The organism is Halorubrum xinjiangense (genome assembly GCF_049604745.1).
Classification (GTDB): domain Archaea; phylum Halobacteriota; class Halobacteria; order Halobacteriales; family Haloferacaceae; genus Halorubrum; species Halorubrum xinjiangense_A.
The window spans coordinates 867,387-883,455 of sequence record NZ_CP187140.1; the positions used below are offsets into that span (position 1 = coordinate 867,387).

Here is a 16,069-nt window from a genome sequence, read left to right on the forward strand (position 1 = left end):
GCCGGGGACCTACGCTCCCTCGTGATTTTACGTACCGGTTGGGGACGGCAGGTGGCCGACGCCCGCCGGCTCACATCCCCTCGTCGAGCAGCTCGCGGGCAATGATGTTCTTCTGGATTTCCGTGGTCCCCTCGTAGATCTGGGTGATCTTCGCGTCGCGGTAGAGCCGCTCGACGTCGTGGTCGTTAACGTAGCCTGCGCCGCCGTGGACCTGGACCGCCTCGTCGGCGACCTCGACCGCGGTCCGCGAGGCGAACTCCTTGGCCATCGACGCGAGGGCGGTCAGGTCGCCCGACTCGTTGTCGACCGCCCACGCCGAGCGGTAGGTGAGCCACCGGGCGGCCTCGGTGTTCGTGTGCATCTCCGAGAGCTTGTGTTTGATCGCCTGAAAGTCGCTGATCGGACGGTCGAACTGCTCGCGCTCCTCGGCGTACTCCAGCGCGCGCTCGGCGGCGCCGCGGGCGATGCCGACGCCCTGCGCGGCGACCGCGGTGCGGGTCTCGTCGAAGAACTGCATGAGCTGGAGAAAGCCCATCCCGCGCTGGCCGATGAGGTTCTCCTCGGGCACCCGCACGTCGTCGAAGCGCAGTTCCGCGGTGTCGCTCGCGCGGATTCCGAGCTTCCCGGTGATCTTGTCGCGGGTGAGCCCGTCGCGGTCGCCCTCGACGAGGATCTGCGAGTAGCCGGAGTAGCGGTCGTCAATCTCGGGGTCCGTCTCGCAGACGACGACGAAGTAGTCGGCGACGGTGCCGTTCGTGATCCACATCTTCGAGCCGTTGATCACCCACTCGTCGCCGTCTTTCTCCGCGCGCGTCGCGACCGAGGTGACGTCCGAGCCCGCCTGCGGCTCCGAGATGGCCGAGCCCATCACCGCGTCGCCGGCGGTCACCTCGGGGAGGACGCGCTCCTTCTGTTCCTCCGTGCCGAACTCCATCAGCGCCTCCGCACCGAACCCGGCGCTGGAGATACAGAGCCCGATCCCGGGGTCGGCCGCGAACAGCTCCTCGGTGAGGATGGCGTTCTCCAGCGAGGAGTAGCCGATCCCGCCGTACTCGACCGGGACGTGCGGCGCGAGCAGGCCCATGTCGGCCGCCTTGTCCATCACCTCGTGGGGGTACGCCTCGTCGACGTCGTACTCGGTCGCGACCGGCCGGATCTCCTCGTCGGCGAACTTCCGTACCTCCTCGCGCAGCTGCTTCTGCTCGTCCGTTAGCTGGAACTCCATGCCCCGTAGATCCGGATCGAACGTGATAATCGTTGGCGAACGGCGATGAATTCGCGAGGAGTTGTTCGTTTACGCGTCGCGCGTTCGCGGCGACGGGGAGATGAGAGGTCGCCGCTCAGTACTCGCGCTCCTCGCGGACCTCGTAGTGTCGCGCGCGGTCGTCGAATCGTTCGAGGACCTCGCGGGCCGCGGTCGGAACGTGGGCCTCCCGGTACTCCTCGCCCGCGAACGCCTTCACCGACTCGATGGAGTCAAATCGGAGGATCGTGACGAACTCAACCTCCTCGCCGTCGGGCTCCCGGCGGAGCAGTCTGGCGCCCCGGTAGCCGTCGTTGTCCGCGTCGGCGAACGAGGGGAGGATCTCCTCGCGGAGCAGCCGCTCGTACTCGTCCGCGTCCTCCGGGGTCGTCCAGCCGTGCCAGATCCTGTCGATCATCGGTCCTCGACCAACTCGATCATCGGTCCCTGACGGACTCGGTCATCGACCCTCCACGAACGCCGCGATCCGGTCGGTCGCCTCCTTCAGCTCGCGCATCGAGGTCGCGTACGAGACGCGGAGGTGCCCCTCGCCGCCCTCGCCGAAGACGGAGCCGGGGACGACCGCGACCCCCTCCGCCTCCAGCAGCTCCTCAGCGAACGCCTCGTCGTCGCCGCCGCACTCGGGGAACGCGTAGAACGCGCCGCCGGGCTCGAACGTGTCGAGGGCCATCTCGTTGAACCGGGAGACGACCAGTCGCCGGCGACGGTTGTACTCGTCGACCATCTCCGTCACCTCGTCGTCGCAGCGGTCGAGCGCCTCGATGGCCGCGTACTGCGGGGTCGTCGGCGCCGACAGCATCGTGTACTGGTGGATCCGGTTCATCGCGTCGATCGCCTCCGCGGGACCCAGCGCGTATCCGAGCCGGAGCCCGGTCATCGCGTACGCCTTCGAGAAGCCGTTGACGACGACCGTGCGCTCGCGCATCCCCGGTTGGGTGGCGATCGAGTTGTGGTCGGCGCCGTAAGTGAGCGCGGCGTAGATCTCATCGGCGACCACGCGGAGGTCGTTGTCGCGACAGAATGTAGCGACCTCGGCCAGCTCCTCGTCGGTCATCGTCGCGCCCGTGGGGTTGTTCGGGTAACAGAGCACGAGCAGGTCGGCCTCGGCCGCGCCGGCCGCCTCCAGCGACTCGCGGGTGAGCGCGAAGTCGTCCGCGGCGCGGGTCGGAACCGTCAGCTGCTCGCCGCCCGCGAGCTCGATCCCCGGCCCGTAGGAGATGTACGTCGGCTCGTGGACCGCGACGGTGTCACCGGGATCGACGAGGGCGCGGAAGGCGAGGTCGACCGCCTCGCTCGCGCCGGTCGTGACGAGCACCTCCGACTCCGGGTCGTACGACTGGTCGTAGCGCTCGTGGTGGTCGGCGATCCGCTCGCGGAGTGCGGCCATCCCGCGGTTCGACGTGTAGGAGGTCTTCCCACGTTCGAGTGAGTCGATCGCGGCGGTTCGCGCGGTCCACGGCGCCGAGAAGTCGGGCTCGCCGACGCCGAGCGAGATGACGTCGTCGCGCGCCTCCGCCAGCTCGAAGAACTTCCGGATCCCGGACTCGGGGAGGGTGCGCGCGCGGTCCGACAGTCTCATGGCGACACGGAGAGGCGGTCGTCGTCGTCGCCGTCTTCGAACCGAATCCCGCCGTCCTTGTACGTCTCCATGATGTAGTGGGTCACCGTCTGTGTGACCTCCGGCATGGGCGCGACCTGCTCGGAGATGAACTCGGAGACGTCCTGCATGTTCTCGCCCAGCACCTCGACGGCGAAGTCGTAGTCGCCGGAGACGAGGTGTAAGGCGTCGACCGCGGGGAACTTCGCGATCCGGTCCGCGACCTGCTCGTACCCCGTCTCGCGGTCGAGTTCGACGTTGATCTCGACGACCGCGCGGATCTTCCCCTCGTCGACGCGGTCCCAGTCGACGACGGCCTGGTAGCCGTGAACCACGCTTTTCGCCTCCAGCGCGTCGATCGCGTCCGCTACCGCGTCCGCGTCGAGGCCCGTCTGGGCCGCGATGTCGTCGATGTCCTCGCGGGCGTTCCGCGCCAACACGTCGAGTACCTCGCGCTTGGCGTCCATGCCCCTAAATTACGCGGGGGCGGTTTATGAGTAGCGACGGACGCAACACGGGCGGAGCCAGAGACGCGACAGTCCGGCGTCGCACACGCGCCCCGAATCCTTTTCAGTGATACACTTGTATCACAGCATATGAGCACCGACGCGAACGCCGGCGACGATCGGATGGAGAAGATCAACGTTCGGGTGCCGAAGTCCCTGCTGGACCGGATCGACGAAGAGTGGGAGCGACGGGGGTACGCGAGCAAGTCCGAGGCGATCCGCGACGCGCTACGCGACTGGGTGGACCCGTCGGTGACGCTCTCCGAGGAGACGCTGTCGGACCTGGCGGAGAGTCGGGAGCAGGCGGAACGCGACGAGACGGTGTCGGCCGAGGAAGCCCGCGAACGGCTGGGTCTGGATGACTGAGGTCGAGTACACCGAGCAGGCGCTTTCTCATCTCGAATCCCTCGATCCACAGGCCGCCGACCGGATCCTGAACAAGGTCGACGAGGCGACGGAGTGGACCGAGCACCGATTGGAATCTCTCTCCGGGTACCCGTACTACAAGCTGCGAGCCGGCGACTACCGCGCTATCGTGGCGTGGGATCGGGGCGCCGACGTCATCCGCGTTGAGGCCGTCGGTCACCGCCGGAACGTGTACGACCGACACCTCCCTCCCTGAGCGCGTTCCGTCCCGCTCCGCCACGTCCCCTTCCGCCATCCCCACGGCTTTCCGGGTGGCACGCGAATGCTCGTCCATGGCTTCGAACACCACCAGCGGGAGCGAGACGTTCGACATCGGCGGCGACCTGACCGTCAACCGCCTCGGCTTCGGCGCGATGCGAATCACGGGCGAGGACATCATCGGTCGCCCCGATGACGAGGATGCGGCGAAGGACGTACTCGAGCGGGCCGTCGACCTCGGCGTCGACTTCGTCGACACCGCCGACTCCTACGGGCCGGGCGTCTCAGAGAGACTCATCGGCGAGGCGCTCGGCGACCCCGACGACGTCGTCGTCGCCTCGAAGGCGGGCCTACTCCGCAACCGCGAGGGCGACTGGCTCCCCCACGGCGACCCCGACTTCCTAAAGAACCAGGTGCTGTGTAGCCTCGACCGGCTCGACACCGACACGATCGACCTCTACCAGTACCACCGCCCGGACCCCGACACCGACTTCGAGGCGTCGGTCCACGCGTTCGCGGAGATGAAAGACGCCGGGCAGATCGCCCACGTCGGCCTCTCGAACGTCACCGTCGAGCAGCTGGAGACCGCCATGGAGATCGTCGACGTCGCCACCGTCCAGAACCGCTACAACGTCGGCCACCGCGACGACGAGGACGTGCTGGCCGCCTGCGAGCGCCACGACGTCGGCTTCATCCCGTGGGGACCGATGTACGCGGTCGGCGACGACGAGTCAGCCGACGCGCTCGACAAGGTCGCCGAGCGCCGGGACGCGACGACGCGGCAGGTCGCGCTCGCGTGGCTTCTCGACCACTCCGACGTGACGCTGCCGATTCCGGGCACGTCGAGCGTCGACCACCTCGAGTCCAACCTCGCGGCCGCGGACCTGTCGCTTACCGACGAGGACCGCGCCGCGCTGAACGACGTCGACCCGCAGTAAGAAACGGGCGGCTCACCCCGGTCGAGCGCTCACTCGACCGTCTCCACGTCGGCCATCTCGGCGACCTTCAGCGCGGTCGCGACGTTGAACGCGAGCCCCAGCGGCGCGGCGACGACCGCAGCGAGCAGGGCGCCCGCGGGCCCAGCGTGCGTCAGGAGGCTCAGCGGAACCGAACAGAGCGCCGTGACGAGTGCGACGGCGAGGAAGAAGCCAAGCGGCTGGTGACGGGCCGTGAGTTCGCGCGCCCGCCGGGCTGCGGACTCGATGCCACGGTCCTCCAAGGCGAGGACGTACACCGTCGGGAAAAACAGGTACGAGAGCACGAGCGCCACGAGGACCGCGGCCACAAACAGCGGCGGGACGACGAGCAGCGGGAGGAAGACGGCCGCCAACCCGACGATAACGATTGCTTCGAGGAGAATCATCCGGACACCGAACCGGCGCACGCCCGCGGCGAAGTCGAACTGTCCGGTCGTGATCCCCTCGGCGATTGCGCCGAAGTACCCCGCGCTCAGCGCCCCCGAGACGACGACGTAGGCGCCGAGCAGCGGGACGAAGAGCACGACCGACTCCACGGTGCCGAACGGGAGCGCGACCGAGAGCCCGCCGCCGGTCGGCGACTCAATGAAGCTCCAGAGGTCGTACCGGTAGACGGGGAACGACGCCCGGATCGAGATTCCGTTCGTCCGCGACGCCGCCAGCAGGTCGCTCCCGTTCAACAGCGCGGTCGCGAGCGGGACGAGCGCGAGCGGGAGCAACCGCGAGAGGTGTGCGAACGTGCGTTCGACGAGCGGTTCCGGAGCGGACTGCGCGCCGTCTGACGGACCGGTGGAGGGCTCGGCCATGTCTGGGGGATCGCCTTCGACTCACAAAAGCGTCGGTCGTCCGCGATACCCGCACACTGTGCCGGACTTGCCCCGCGGCGGCGACGCTACTCGTCGAACGGGTTCGTCAGTTCGATCGTCTCCTCGCGGTCGGGGCCGACGCCGACCGCGTACACCGGGGTGTCGATCTCGTCGGCGAGGAACTCCAAGTACTCGCGTGCGGCCTCCGGTAAGGCGTCGTAGCCCGCCTCGGCGACCGCGGCCGAGTCGAATTCCTCCCACGTGTCGAGCGTCTCGTAGATCGGCTCGCAGCGCTCCCACCGGTCGGTGGTGGTGGGGACGGTGTCGAGCTCTTCACCGTTCAGCTCGTACCCCGTACACACCTTCAGCTCGTCGAGCCCGGCGAGCACGTCGACGTGGTTGACCGCGACGCCGGTGAAGCCCGAGACGCGCGCGGCGTGGCGGAGCATCGGGAGGTCGAGCCAGCCGATCCTGCGGGGGCGACCCGTCACAGTGCCGAACTCGCCGCCCTTCTCGCGGATCTCGTCGGCGAGCGCCTCCTCGTCGGCGTCGCCGTCGAGCTCGGTCGGGAGCGGCCCCTCGCCGACCCGCGAGAGGTACGCCTTCACGATGCCGACGACCTCGCCGTCGCCGACCGTCGTGACGCCGAGCCCGGAGCCGACCGCCGCGCCGCCGGCGGTCGGGTTCGACGAGGTGACGAACGGGTAGTTCCCGTGGTCGACGTCGATGTGGGTCCCCTGTGCGCCCTCGAAGAGTATCTCGTCGCCCGCCGCGTGGCGGCGGTGGAGGTAGTCGGAGCAGTTGACGGTCATCCCCTCGTCGGCGAGGCGCTCGCCGATCGCGGCGAACTCCTCGTGGAGCGCGTCGACGTCGAAGGCTTCGGCGCGGTCGTCATCCCCCTCGATTTCGAGGCCGTACACGTCCTCGACGAGCGCGCGCTTCTGCGGCACGGCGTATTCGAGCTTCTCGCGGAGCGCATCGGGATCGAGCAGGTCCGCGATCCGGATCCCGCGGCGGCCGGCCTTGTCCTCGTAGGTCGGGCCGATGCCGCGCCCCGTGGTGCCGACCTCGTCGCCGGCGTCGTCGTCGGCCTTGACCTCCTCTTCGATCCCGTCCAGCACGCGGTGGTACGGCATGATGACGTGCGCGCGGCGGGCGACGCGCACGTCGGGGTCGAGCCCCCGCTCTCGCAGGTCGTCTATCTCGGTGAACAGCGTGCGCGGGTTGACGACGCAGCCGTTGCCGAGGATGCCGACGGTTCCCCGGACCGCGCCGCTGGGAACCAGAGAGAGCTTGTACTCCGCGCCGCCTTCGACGACGGTGTGGCCGGCGTTGTCGCCGCCCTGATAACGGACTACGACGTCCGCGTCCCCTCCCCACCGGTCGACGAGCGCGCCCTTGCCCTCGTCGCCGAGCTGGGAGCCGACGATGGTGAGTGTCATACGACATGCCGATTCCCGGCGGGGGGTAAAACCGATTACGGTCTGTGACCGCGAGACCGACACAGACGTGGATCAAAAAAATACGCCCACCACAGAGAATACGCTCGTTCGTGTATTCTCTCGGCGTCGCCCCGCGAGGCCTCCCGTCGCGCGCTCCCTCGTGCGTGCGACCAGTCTGCCGTGCCGCGATCGAACACGTTAACTACTCCCACGTCAAAGCGTGCGATCTGACGTGGCCTCCCCGGCCGCCGACAGCAACTTTTAAACAGGGGCATGACGAGTTAACATGTGCCATGATAGATCGACTAGAGAAGGAGGTAGACATGCTGGAACGTCACCTCCAAGTCCTGCGGATGGTCATCGAGAACGAGCCGATCGGCATCGTGAAGATGTCGAACGAGACGGGCTACCCGCACCACAAGGTCCGCTACTCGCTGCGCGTCCTCGAGGAGGAGAACCTCATCGAGCCGTCCAGCCAGGGCGCGATCACCACGGAGCGGACCCACGAGTTCGTCGACGAACTCGACGAGAAGCTCGACGAGACCGTCGAGAAGCTCGGCTCCATGCGGATCGACGACGCCGCAGAACTCGAGAACTGACCGGGATTTCGATTTCGACCGGTGACGTAACTGCCGCGTTTCTGCGCCCCGCGTAACCGTCTCCGATAGGGTCCCGTGACGGCTACAGGTCCGGGACCGTCATGTGGAACCCGCCATCGCGCGCCTCGACGAGACACAGGTGGTATCCCTGCTTGCGTGAGAGCTTCACGAAGCTCGCTCGCTTGGACCGGCTGAACAGGCCGCCGCCGACGGCGTCGCTCGCGGTCTCTAAGGCGCCCGGCTCGAAGAAACTCTCCGTCACCGCGAACGCGCCGGCGAACGTCTCGTTCGACTCGGCAATGTCGCGCCCGTTCCCGACGAGCGACTCCAGCGTGCCCTCGGCAGTCGGGTCCCGGCTGTCGTTCAGGTCGGCGACGAAAAGCGGGTGACCCATCCGGTCTCGCAACACGAGGTCGAACGACCGCTGCTCGCGGACCTCCTCGCCGCCCTCACGGAGCTCGACGGACACCGTCCCGCCGATCTCGGCGCGGTCGATCTCCGGGAGCGCGTCGTAGAGGTCGCGGAGCGTCCCCTCGTTGCCGGTGCCGCGGACCTCGAACGGGAGATCCTCGACGAGCCAGCGGGTGAAGCCGTACTCGATGGTGTCTTCTAAGAACTCCGCGAACGGCTGCCCGTCCACCGCGAGGCCCTCCGTCTCGAAGCTCGTGTGGTGTTCGACCCGGAGGTTCTCGCGGAGCGCCTCGCGGTCGGCGCTCCCCTCATGGGCGTCCGCCAGCGTCGCGCCCTCCTTCGAGTCGTACCTGATGAACAGGTTCGTCCCGTTTCGCGCCTCCGCGGGCGTGAGCGTCCGCTCTGCGTCGGGGAGCCGCTCCTTGGCGTTCGAGAGCTCGCGCCGGAGCTTGTCGCGCTCCTCCCGTAGCTCGTCGACCTCGGATTCGAGCCGGTCGACCTCGTCGGCCAGCTCGTCGCGCTCCGACTCGATCTCGTCGCGCTCGGCCGCCAGCCGGTCGCGTTCCTCCGCGAGCGACTGTCGCTCCGTCTCCGTCTCCTCTAAGGCCGCCTCGAGCTTCCGGAGCCGCTCGGGGTCGGCGCCGCCCTGCGCGTCGCGCCCGTCGCGTTTCGACACCGCCGACGGCCCCGACGCCGTCTCGGTGGAGCGCGGCGACGGTGACCCGCCGTTCGCGTTCGACCCGCTCCGCTCGACCCGACCGCGGTCGTCGCCCGAGCGAGAGCGCTGCGACGACGCGGCGCGGCGCTCCTCGGCGCTCCGGGGCTCCCCGGCCGCCTCGGACGGGTCGAGCGCCGGGATCGACTTCTGTTCCCGCCACTCGGCCTCCTCCGAGAAGACGTCCTCGGAGTCCGGCGCGTCGGCGGCGTTTGGGTCGGGCGATTCCCCGGTTTCGGCCGCCGGAGCGGGCGTCGCCTCGGACTCTGTCGGCGACCCGCGCGCGCGGCCCGTCTCAGCTGAACCGTCGGCGTCTCGGCCGGCGGACTCGGTGTCGCCGATCCGGACCTCGTCGGGCGTCGACCCGCCCGTCCCCGCTGCCTCGTCGCTCTTCTCGGCTTCGTCGCGGTTGTCCGCGGCCGATCTCGCGTCGACGCCCGGCGATTCGTCGCTTCGGCTCGCGGCGGTCGGTTCGCCGTCTCGGCCTGCGCTCGGCGCGGGGTCGACGGCGCCCGCTGGACCGTCGTGGTCCTCATCGTCGTCTTCGTCCGCCTCCGACTCGCCGTCTCTCCCGTCGTCCGCCAGCCCGTCGGGCGATCCGTCGTCCGCGTCGCTCGCGCCGTCAGAATCGGCGGTGTCAGTCGGGTCGGCCACGGCGCCCGCGGCTCCCGCAGCGTTCGCGTCGTCCGCGTCGTCGCCGTCTGGGAGCGGGCGGACGTCGAGGTCGACCTCGTACACCGTGTAGATGCCGACCTCGTCGGCGGCGAGGTCGAACGCGTCGTCGCCCGTCTCCAGCCGCCGCGCGTTGCCGACGTACGCTGCCGCCATCGACTCGCCGCCGGTGTACGCGACGTAGTAGTCGCCGGAGAGGACGTTCTCCGACAGTTCGATGTAGCCGGTGAACCCGCCCTGCGAGAGCTTCTGGTCCGCCTCACGCAGGGGTGTGTCGTTGGTGTAGTACTTCGCCCGCGGCTCGCCGCCCAGCTCCTGCATCGCGAAGAGCACGGGGAGCGCGTCGTCCGGGGCCCGGTAGACGGTCCCAGAGGCGTCGGCGAAGGCGTCGAGCGTCGCGTCCACGACGCCGACGACGCGCCCGTCGACGAGGAAGATCCACCCGGTCCCGTCGGTCGCCGCGCCGGAGAACCCGTCGTCGACGATCCGCCGGAGCCCCGCGAACCCGTCGGAGAACGAGCGGTCGTCCCACTCGGTGATCGCTTCCCGTCGCTGTGCGTCCATCCTTGCGTTTACGTCGCCAACACCGACCCAAATACCTTCCGGAGCGTGAGACGGCCGTCTGACGCCGCAAATGGCTGTTCGAACCGCTCGACTGCGACCCGGATCGGTCGGCGTGATCGACCGATTCGGTCAGTCGTCGGCGACCGCGGCGATGGCTTCTCGACCGAGGTCGACGACGTCGTCCGGGAGGTCGCTCGCCGCCAGCTCCGCCGAGGTGTACCAGCGCCAGCGCGCCGGGTCGACCTCGTCGTCGCCGTCGGGAGCGATCTCCCGGGAGTCGACGCGGGCGTAGTAGAGGTGATCGACGTGCTGGTGGCCCACCGACCCGTCCTCGTGGACGTTGATGTCGTGGAGCATGAGGTGGGCCGGCTCCGGGAGCCCGCGGGTGTTCGGGCCCGTAATCTGTGACTCCGTCGCGACGAGCTCCGGGGTCAACCCCGTCTCCTCGCGGACCTCGCGGCGCGCGGCCTCGTGCGGGAGCTCGTCGCGGTCGACGTGGCCGCCGGGGGGGAGCTTGATTCCGAGCCGCTCGTGGTCGTGAAGCGCGGTCGCCCCGTCGTGGACGATGTACGTCGTCGCCGTGAAGTGGCGAGTCGTCTCCATAATCCGGGGTAGAAACGCGCCGCCTTCGCGGTTTCGGCTCGGGCGAACGTCGGGACTGACCGAGACCGACCGGAAAAGGGAGTCAGTTCAGCGCGACCGAGTCCTCGGCCTCGAGGAGCTCGTGGTACCGGTTCCGGATGGTGACCTCGCTGATGTTCGCGACCTCGCTGACCTCGCTCTGGGTCACCTTCTCGTTGACGAGCAGGGAGGCGGCGTAGACGGCGGCGGCGGCGAGCCCGACCGGCGACTTCCCGGAGTGGATCCCCTGGTCCTTCGCCGTGTCGAGCAGGCTGCGGGCGCGGCGCTCGGCCTCGTCGGAGAGGCCGAGGTCGGAGGCGAACCGCGGGACGTAGCTCTCGGGGTCGGCGGGCTGGATCTCCAGCTTCAGCTCGCGGACGACGTAGCGGTACGTCCGCGCGATCTCGTCCTTCTCGACCCGGGAGACGCCGGCGATCTCGTCGAGGCTGCGCGGCGTCCCCGCCTGTCGGGCCGCGGCGTACAGCGATGCCGTCGAGACGCCCTCGATGGAGCGACCGGGGAGCAGGTCCTCGTCGAGCGCGCGGCGGTAGATGACGGACGCGGTCTCGCGGACGTTGTCCGGGAGGCCGAGCGCGCTGGCCATGCGGTCGATCTCGCCGAGTGCCTGCTTGAGGTTGCGCTCCTTGGAGTCGCGTGTGCGGAACCGCTCGTTCCACGTCCGCAGCCGCTGCATCTTCTCGCGCTGGCGGCTGGACAGTGACTTGCCGTAGGCGTCTTTATCCTGCCAGCCGATGTTCGTCGAGAGCCCCTTGTCGTGCATCATGTTCGTCGTCGGGGCCCCAACCCGGGACTTGCTGTCCTTCTCCTTGGAGTCGAACGCGCGCCACTCCGGCCCGCGGTCGATCTCGTCTTCCTCGACGACGAGGCCGCAGTCGACGCAGACGGTCTCGCCGTGTTCGGTGTCGGTCGCGAGCTGGCCGCCGCATTCGGGGCAGTGTAGGTCCTCTGCCTCGTTCTCCGACTCGGTCTCGCTCTCGTCGTCGACGTTCTCGGTCGTGTACGTTCGAAGGTTCTCGCTCATTGGTTTGGTGCGTGGAGGGAACAACGAAACCGAGAGACGGGTCTCGGTGTTTTCCTCACCTTCGGGTAAGTGAGCGACGCACTTAAATGTTTGCGTGCTTGGCGTCGCCGAGACACGGCCGAATTCAGCGTGTAGAACCCTGTATAATTCGGTATCGTCGAGCGGCGGCGTCCAACGACGACGAGCGCGAGACTGACGGGTGGCGAGCGAGGTATGATATATAGGCGTTTCGCGAGCGGTCGGGGCTCCGGAGGCCCCTCGCGGTTCCGCGAGGACAACCGCTTTGACGGTCGCCCGAACAGAGGAGGTATGAACCGAGCGCGACTCGACGACCGCCTCGCGGACCTCGATACGGACGGCTACCTACTCGACGCCTCGCAGGAGGACGCCAACCAGCTGTATCTCTCCGGGTTCACCGGCCCCGACCCGTTCCTCACGCTGTACGCCGACGGCGAGGTCCACCTCCTCGTCAGCGGGCTGGAGTACGGTCGCGCGACGAGCGAGGCGGCGGCCGACACCGTGGAGCGCCACGCCGACTACGACTACGAGTACGGCGGCCGCGAGGAGCGCAACGACATGTACGCCGCGTTCGTCCGCGACAAGGGCGTCGAGTCCGTCTCGATGCCGCCGCGCGGCCCGGTCGGCACCGCGGACGCCCTCCGCGAGCGCGGTGTCGACGTCGCCGTCGACACCGACGACCGGCTCCAGGCGGTCCGGGCGGTGAAGACCGACGAGGAGATCGACGCGATTCGCGAGGCGCAGGCGGCGAACGAGGCCGCCATGCGCGCCGCCGAGGAGCTGATCGCCGGCGCCGACGTGGCCGGAGAGGACGTTCCGGCGGACGGCGACGTCGAGCCCGGCGTCCTGCTCCGCGAGGGCGAGCCGCTCACCAGCGAGCGCGTGACCGAGGAGATCGAGGTGACGCTGCTGCGCCACGGCTGCGCGCTCGACGAGACGATCGTCGCCGGCGGCGCGCAGGCCGCGGACCCCCACGACCGCGGGTCGGGCCCGCTCCGCGCGAACGAGGCTATCATCGTCGACATCTTCCCGCGCTCGAAAGCGACGAAGTACAACGCCGACATGACGCGGACGTTCTGCGTCGGCGAGCCGAACGAGACGCTCCGCGAGTGGTACGACCTCACCGAGAGCGCGCTGGAGGCCGCGCTCGACGCGGTCGAGCCGGGCGCGACCGGGGAGGACGTCCACGCCGCAGCCTGCGAGGTGTACGAGGAGGCGGGCGAGCCCACCTTCCGGACCGACCCCGAGACCGAGACCGGGTTCATCCACTCGACCGGCCACGGGATCGGCCTCGACGTCCACGAGTCGCCGCGGCTCTCGAGCGGGGGCGAGGAGCTGGAGCCGGGCCACGTGATCACCGTCGAGCCCGGCCTCTACGACCCCGAGGTCGGCGGCGTCCGGATCGAGGACCTCGTCGTCGTCACCGAGGACGGCTACGAGAACCTCACCGACTACCCGATTCGGTTCGTCGCTGAGTGAACCGCCCCCTCGTCTGACCGGTCGAGTCTCCGGCCCGTCTGACCGCGATCGGAAGCCGCTTTGACCCGTACCGGGAACGGCGACCGTGAACTGGCGGTACGAACACACGGCGCTCGCGCTCTGTACGCTCGCGTTCACCGGCACGATGGTGGCGCGGCTGGTCGTCAGCCCGCTCGTCCCGGAGATCACGAGGCAGTTCGGCGTCACCAACGGGACCGTCGGGCTCGCGCTCAGCGGGATGTGGCTCACCTACGCGCTGGCGCAGTTCCCCTCCGGCGTCCTCGGCGACCGCTACGGCGAGCGCCGCGTCATCCTCGTCGCGGTCGGCGCCACCGCGGTCGCGTCGGTGCTTCTCGCCGCCTCGCCCTCGATCCTCGCGTTCGGGCTGTTTGCGGCCGCGCTGGGCGTCGGTGCGGGGCTCCACTACTCGGTCGCGACGACGTTCCTCACGCGGCAGTTCGACGACACCGGCCGCGCCATCGGCGTCCACGTGGCCGGCGGGCCGCTCGCGGGCCTCGCCGCGCCGCCCGCCGCCGCCTTGGTCGGGTCGCGGTACGGCTGGCGCGCCGGCGTCCTCCTCGGCGCGGCCGTCGCGATTCCCGTCTTCGCCCTGTTCGCGTGGCGGGTCCGACCGACCGAACCCCTGCGCCCCGACCAGCCGATGGGCGAGCGGTTCGCCGTCGGCCCGCTCGCCGAGCTGCTCTCTCGGCCGCGGATCCTCTACACGACCGCGCTGGCGACGATGGGCGCGTTCACGTGGCAGGCGACCGCCTCCTTCCTCCCGACGTTCTTAGAGGTCGGAACCGGTCTGTCGAGCGCGCTGTCGGCGCTTTTGTTCTCGGCCTACTTCCTCGTCCACGGCGGCACCCAGCCGGTGACCGGCTCGGTGTCCGACCGGATCGGCCGCGACGCCACCGCGATGGTGACGATGGGCGCCGGCGTCGTCGGCTACGGGGCCCTCGTCGCGGCCGCGACGCTTGATTTGGGACTCCTCGCCGTGATACCGGCCGTCGGCCTCGTCGGCCTCGCGATGTCGTGGGGGGCGCCGATCCAGTCGCGGTTTATGGACCTGCTGTCCGACGCCGAGCGCGGCGCCGGCTTCGGACTCGTCCGGACCGCGTACATGGTGACGGGCGCCTCCGGCAGCGTCGTCGTCGGAGCCGTCTCGGACGCCGCGGGGTGGGCGGTCGCGTTCGGGCTGCTCGCCTGCGTGATGGCGCTCGGGCTGGCGACGCTGTCGGCGAACCGGCTGCTCGGGTTGGGGTACTGAGCGGGAAAACGTGGTTAGGCGGCCGAGTACGGCGCTTCAGAGACGGTCGTCTTCGATGCTTCCGGGATCCTCCGCGGTGTCGAACATGTTGTTCTCGGCGCCGTCGAGCATCTCGTCGCGGGGCTCGTCGTCGACGACGCTCACGTTGTACGCCTCGATGCCGGACGCGATGAGGTCCTCCGCGGCCTGCTCCTCGGAGACGAACTCCTCGTCCGCCAGCTGCTGAAACTCCGCGTACACGTCGTCCGAGAGGTTCAGCTCGAAAGTGGGCATACCCCCTCGTTCCGACCGGACGCTTTTAAATCGTTCCCTCGTTTCGTGACGCGTTCGGAGAGGCTGGTTCGAGTGACCGACTCACAAGAAACGGTGATCGAGGCGTACGACGACGGCAGTCGGATCGTTCACGAGGAACGAAACCGTCCCGACGTGTACCACTTCGAGGACCGGAACCGCCGGATCGCGTCGTTCGACCTCCCGCAAGCCGCACGGCTGTACGCCGACCTGTACGCGATTGCGGGCGGCTTCGACGAGAAGCAGACCGGCAGGCGTGGCGTCCCGCCCTCGATCGTCAGCGCCGACGAGGAGGTTCGGATGACCTACCTCGCCGTCCAGCTGTCGGTGACCTACGCCGCGCGGGCGTTCGACGTCGACGAGTCGGTCGTCCGAGACGCCGTCGACAGCGTCCACGCGCGGGCGGCGGAACTCCGTTCGGGGGCGGACGAAAACGGCTGAGAGCCGATCACCGGCAACGCCCCGAACATCTACGGGGTCAGGAGTACCCCGGAGGGCCGCCACGTTACGCACATGCCCAGTTTCCCGTCTCCCTTCGGCTCCGACGACGACGGCCTGTTCGACGGCTACGACGAGTTCGTCGCGGACAACCTCCCGCGGCCGGGCGGGTTCCTCGAGGGCCACGACGTCCTCACGGGGGCGGACCACCTCGCGTTCCACCGGCTCACCCGCGACTGCTTTGAGGAGCGGACGGTGTACGACATGACGTTCAACTACAACCTCGCGCGGCTCAACCTCGACACGCGCCACGGGAACGCCGGGTTCCGGTACGCCGTCGAGCGCGGCGACGCCGCCGACGCCGTCGCCCCCGCTGACGTCGACGGGGACGCCATCAACGAAGGCGACGTCGACCGCGTGCTCCGCGCGGAGTTCACGCCAACCACGCCCTTCTGCCCGCAGACGCATACGCTGACCATCGGCGCCTTCCGCGCGTGGAACGGCCTCTCCGAGCGCCACGAGTACGACCTTGTTCGGGTCCGCGCGGCCCCGATGCACAACCAGAGCGAGGCAGTGAACGACCGGCTCGCGGAGCTTGAGGAGTCGTACCTCGAAACAGGCGACGTGGAGGCCGAAGGGGAGGAGGGCGTCGGAATCGGGGCGAGTCCGATGGGGGAAACGGGGGATCCGGCCGCACGGACTCGGTCGACGGACGCGCCGTTTTGAGGGGCGA

The 16,069-nt window shown here is 69.2% G+C and carries 18 protein-coding genes; 8 read left to right on the forward strand and 10 right to left on the reverse strand.

All coding sequences use genetic code 11. The features are described from left to right. Positions 1-70 precede the first annotated feature (70 nt). The 4 genes from ACOZ35_RS05315 to ACOZ35_RS05330 all read right to left on the reverse strand — a co-directional run bounded on the left by ACOZ35_RS05315 (position 71) and on the right by ACOZ35_RS05330 (position 3,328). Positions 71-1,225, reverse strand: a complete 1,155-nt coding sequence (locus ACOZ35_RS05315) for an acyl-CoA dehydrogenase family protein (RefSeq protein WP_424015403.1) — start codon at positions 1,223-1,225, stop codon at positions 71-73. 115 nt (positions 1,226-1,340) lie between these two features. Next, positions 1,341-1,661, reverse strand: a complete 321-nt coding sequence (locus ACOZ35_RS05320; RefSeq protein WP_424015404.1) for an antibiotic biosynthesis monooxygenase — start codon at positions 1,659-1,661, stop codon at positions 1,341-1,343. Positions 1,662-1,703: 42 nt separating this feature from the next. Continuing rightward, positions 1,704-2,843 carry a pyridoxal phosphate-dependent aminotransferase gene (locus ACOZ35_RS05325; RefSeq protein WP_424015405.1) on the reverse strand — a complete coding sequence of 380 codons (1,140 nt, stop codon included), beginning with the start codon at positions 2,841-2,843 and terminating at the stop codon, positions 1,704-1,706. Continuing rightward, entirely contained in the window at positions 2,840-3,328 is a 489-nt protein-coding gene (locus ACOZ35_RS05330) for an Lrp/AsnC family transcriptional regulator (RefSeq protein ID WP_424015406.1), read from the reverse strand. The genes ACOZ35_RS05325 and ACOZ35_RS05330 overlap by 4 nt, the downstream gene beginning before the upstream one ends. A 129-nt stretch (positions 3,329-3,457) precedes the next feature. Between ACOZ35_RS05330 and ACOZ35_RS05335 the strand changes: the two genes are divergently transcribed. The 3 genes from ACOZ35_RS05335 to ACOZ35_RS05345 all read left to right on the forward strand — a co-directional run bounded on the left by ACOZ35_RS05335 (position 3,458) and on the right by ACOZ35_RS05345 (position 4,929). After that, positions 3,458-3,733, forward strand: a complete 276-nt coding sequence (locus tag ACOZ35_RS05335; protein WP_050024136.1) for a ribbon-helix-helix domain-containing protein — start codon at positions 3,458-3,460, stop codon at positions 3,731-3,733. Then, complete coding sequence (locus ACOZ35_RS05340; protein ID WP_424015407.1) at positions 3,726-3,989, forward strand: type II toxin-antitoxin system RelE family toxin; 264 nt, start codon at positions 3,726-3,728, stop codon at positions 3,987-3,989. The genes ACOZ35_RS05335 and ACOZ35_RS05340 overlap by 8 nt, the downstream gene beginning before the upstream one ends. Before the next feature lie 76 nt (positions 3,990-4,065). Continuing rightward, positions 4,066-4,929 (forward strand): aldo/keto reductase, encoded by an 864-nt coding sequence (locus ACOZ35_RS05345; RefSeq protein ID WP_424015408.1) that lies wholly within the window; start codon positions 4,066-4,068, stop codon positions 4,927-4,929. 29 nt (positions 4,930-4,958) lie between these two features. On the opposite strand, the gene ACOZ35_RS05350 is transcribed toward ACOZ35_RS05345, so the two are convergent. Then, complete coding sequence (locus ACOZ35_RS05350) at positions 4,959-5,774, reverse strand: hypothetical protein (RefSeq protein WP_424015409.1); 816 nt, start codon at positions 5,772-5,774, stop codon at positions 4,959-4,961. A gap of 86 nt (positions 5,775-5,860) precedes the next feature. Beyond that, positions 5,861-7,216: an adenylosuccinate synthase gene (locus ACOZ35_RS05355; protein ID WP_424015410.1), complete on the reverse strand. Its 1,356-nt coding sequence runs from the start codon at positions 7,214-7,216 to the stop codon at positions 5,861-5,863. Between the two features lie 293 nt (positions 7,217-7,509). On the opposite strand from ACOZ35_RS05355, the gene ACOZ35_RS05360 reads away from it, so the two are divergent. After that, on the forward strand, positions 7,510-7,815 hold the full coding sequence (locus tag ACOZ35_RS05360) for a hypothetical protein (protein WP_004595838.1): 306 nt from the start codon (positions 7,510-7,512) through the stop codon (positions 7,813-7,815). An 82-nt stretch (positions 7,816-7,897) separates the two neighbouring features. Here the strand turns inward: ACOZ35_RS05360 and ACOZ35_RS05365 are convergent, their stop codons facing one another. From ACOZ35_RS05365 to ACOZ35_RS05375, 3 genes are all read right to left on the reverse strand, one after another. Beyond that, on the reverse strand, positions 7,898-10,177 hold the full coding sequence (locus ACOZ35_RS05365; RefSeq protein ID WP_424015411.1) for a DUF7527 domain-containing protein: 2,280 nt from the start codon (positions 10,175-10,177) through the stop codon (positions 7,898-7,900). A 129-nt stretch (positions 10,178-10,306) separates the two neighbouring features. Then, positions 10,307-10,780 (reverse strand): NUDIX hydrolase, encoded by a 474-nt coding sequence (locus tag ACOZ35_RS05370; RefSeq protein ID WP_424015412.1) that lies wholly within the window; start codon positions 10,778-10,780, stop codon positions 10,307-10,309. Positions 10,781-10,862: 82 nt separating this feature from the next. Continuing rightward, positions 10,863-11,840, reverse strand: coding sequence for a transcription initiation factor IIB (locus tag ACOZ35_RS05375; protein ID WP_424015413.1), 978 nt, complete (start codon positions 11,838-11,840; stop codon positions 10,863-10,865). Positions 11,841-12,149: 309 nt separating this feature from the next. Here ACOZ35_RS05375 and ACOZ35_RS05380 point away from each other — a divergent pair, with 309 nt between their 5' ends. Beyond that, positions 12,150-13,337: a M24 family metallopeptidase gene (locus ACOZ35_RS05380; RefSeq protein ID WP_424015414.1), complete on the forward strand. Its 1,188-nt coding sequence runs from the start codon at positions 12,150-12,152 to the stop codon at positions 13,335-13,337. A gap of 85 nt (positions 13,338-13,422) precedes the next feature. Beyond that, on the forward strand, positions 13,423-14,607 hold the full coding sequence (locus tag ACOZ35_RS05385) for an MFS transporter (protein ID WP_424015415.1): 1,185 nt from the start codon (positions 13,423-13,425) through the stop codon (positions 14,605-14,607). Positions 14,608-14,643: 36 nt separating this feature from the next. On the opposite strand, the gene ACOZ35_RS05390 is transcribed toward ACOZ35_RS05385, so the two are convergent. Next, positions 14,644-14,880 (reverse strand): hypothetical protein, encoded by a 237-nt coding sequence (locus ACOZ35_RS05390; RefSeq protein ID WP_004595847.1) that lies wholly within the window; start codon positions 14,878-14,880, stop codon positions 14,644-14,646. A gap of 72 nt (positions 14,881-14,952) precedes the next feature. Between ACOZ35_RS05390 and ACOZ35_RS05395 the strand changes: the two genes are divergently transcribed. Both ACOZ35_RS05395 and ACOZ35_RS05400 read left to right on the forward strand, forming a co-directional pair. Beyond that, positions 14,953-15,339, forward strand: a complete 387-nt coding sequence (locus tag ACOZ35_RS05395) for a hypothetical protein (protein ID WP_424015416.1) — start codon at positions 14,953-14,955, stop codon at positions 15,337-15,339. 72 nt (positions 15,340-15,411) lie between these two features. Further along, positions 15,412-16,062 carry a hypothetical protein gene (locus ACOZ35_RS05400; RefSeq protein ID WP_424015417.1) on the forward strand — a complete coding sequence of 217 codons (651 nt, stop codon included), beginning with the start codon at positions 15,412-15,414 and terminating at the stop codon, positions 16,060-16,062. Positions 16,063-16,069 lie beyond the last annotated feature (7 nt).

Bases quoted from the DNA above. Each gene is read 5' to 3' on its own strand.
- ACOZ35_RS05365 (WP_424015411.1), bottom strand. From the start codon at position 10,177: ATGGACGCACAGCGACGGGAAGCGATCACCGAGTGGGACGACCGCTCG.
- ACOZ35_RS05325 (WP_424015405.1), bottom strand. From the start codon at position 2,843: ATGAGACTGTCGGACCGCGCGCGCACCCTCCCCGAGTCCGGGATCCGG.
- ACOZ35_RS05320 (WP_424015404.1), bottom strand. From the start codon at position 1,661: ATGATCGACAGGATCTGGCACGGCTGGACGACCCCGGAGGACGCGGAC.
- ACOZ35_RS05360 (WP_004595838.1), top strand. From the start codon at position 7,510: ATGATAGATCGACTAGAGAAGGAGGTAGACATGCTGGAACGTCACCTC.
- ACOZ35_RS05370 (WP_424015412.1), bottom strand. From the start codon at position 10,780: ATGGAGACGACTCGCCACTTCACGGCGACGACGTACATCGTCCACGAC.
- ACOZ35_RS05335 (WP_050024136.1), top strand. From the start codon at position 3,458: ATGAGCACCGACGCGAACGCCGGCGACGATCGGATGGAGAAGATCAAC.
- ACOZ35_RS05355 (WP_424015410.1), bottom strand. From the start codon at position 7,216: ATGACACTCACCATCGTCGGCTCCCAGCTCGGCGACGAGGGCAAGGGC.
- ACOZ35_RS05315 (WP_424015403.1), bottom strand. From the start codon at position 1,225: ATGGAGTTCCAGCTAACGGACGAGCAGAAGCAGCTGCGCGAGGAGGTA.
- ACOZ35_RS05380 (WP_424015414.1), top strand. From the start codon at position 12,150: ATGAACCGAGCGCGACTCGACGACCGCCTCGCGGACCTCGATACGGAC.
- ACOZ35_RS05390 (WP_004595847.1), bottom strand. From the start codon at position 14,880: ATGCCCACTTTCGAGCTGAACCTCTCGGACGACGTGTACGCGGAGTTT.
- ACOZ35_RS05340 (WP_424015407.1), top strand. From the start codon at position 3,726: ATGACTGAGGTCGAGTACACCGAGCAGGCGCTTTCTCATCTCGAATCC.
- ACOZ35_RS05345 (WP_424015408.1), top strand. From the start codon at position 4,066: ATGGCTTCGAACACCACCAGCGGGAGCGAGACGTTCGACATCGGCGGC.
- ACOZ35_RS05400 (WP_424015417.1), top strand. From the start codon at position 15,412: ATGCCCAGTTTCCCGTCTCCCTTCGGCTCCGACGACGACGGCCTGTTC.
- ACOZ35_RS05375 (WP_424015413.1), bottom strand. From the start codon at position 11,840: ATGAGCGAGAACCTTCGAACGTACACGACCGAGAACGTCGACGACGAG.
- ACOZ35_RS05330 (WP_424015406.1), bottom strand. From the start codon at position 3,328: ATGGACGCCAAGCGCGAGGTACTCGACGTGTTGGCGCGGAACGCCCGC.
- ACOZ35_RS05350 (WP_424015409.1), bottom strand. From the start codon at position 5,774: ATGGCCGAGCCCTCCACCGGTCCGTCAGACGGCGCGCAGTCCGCTCCG.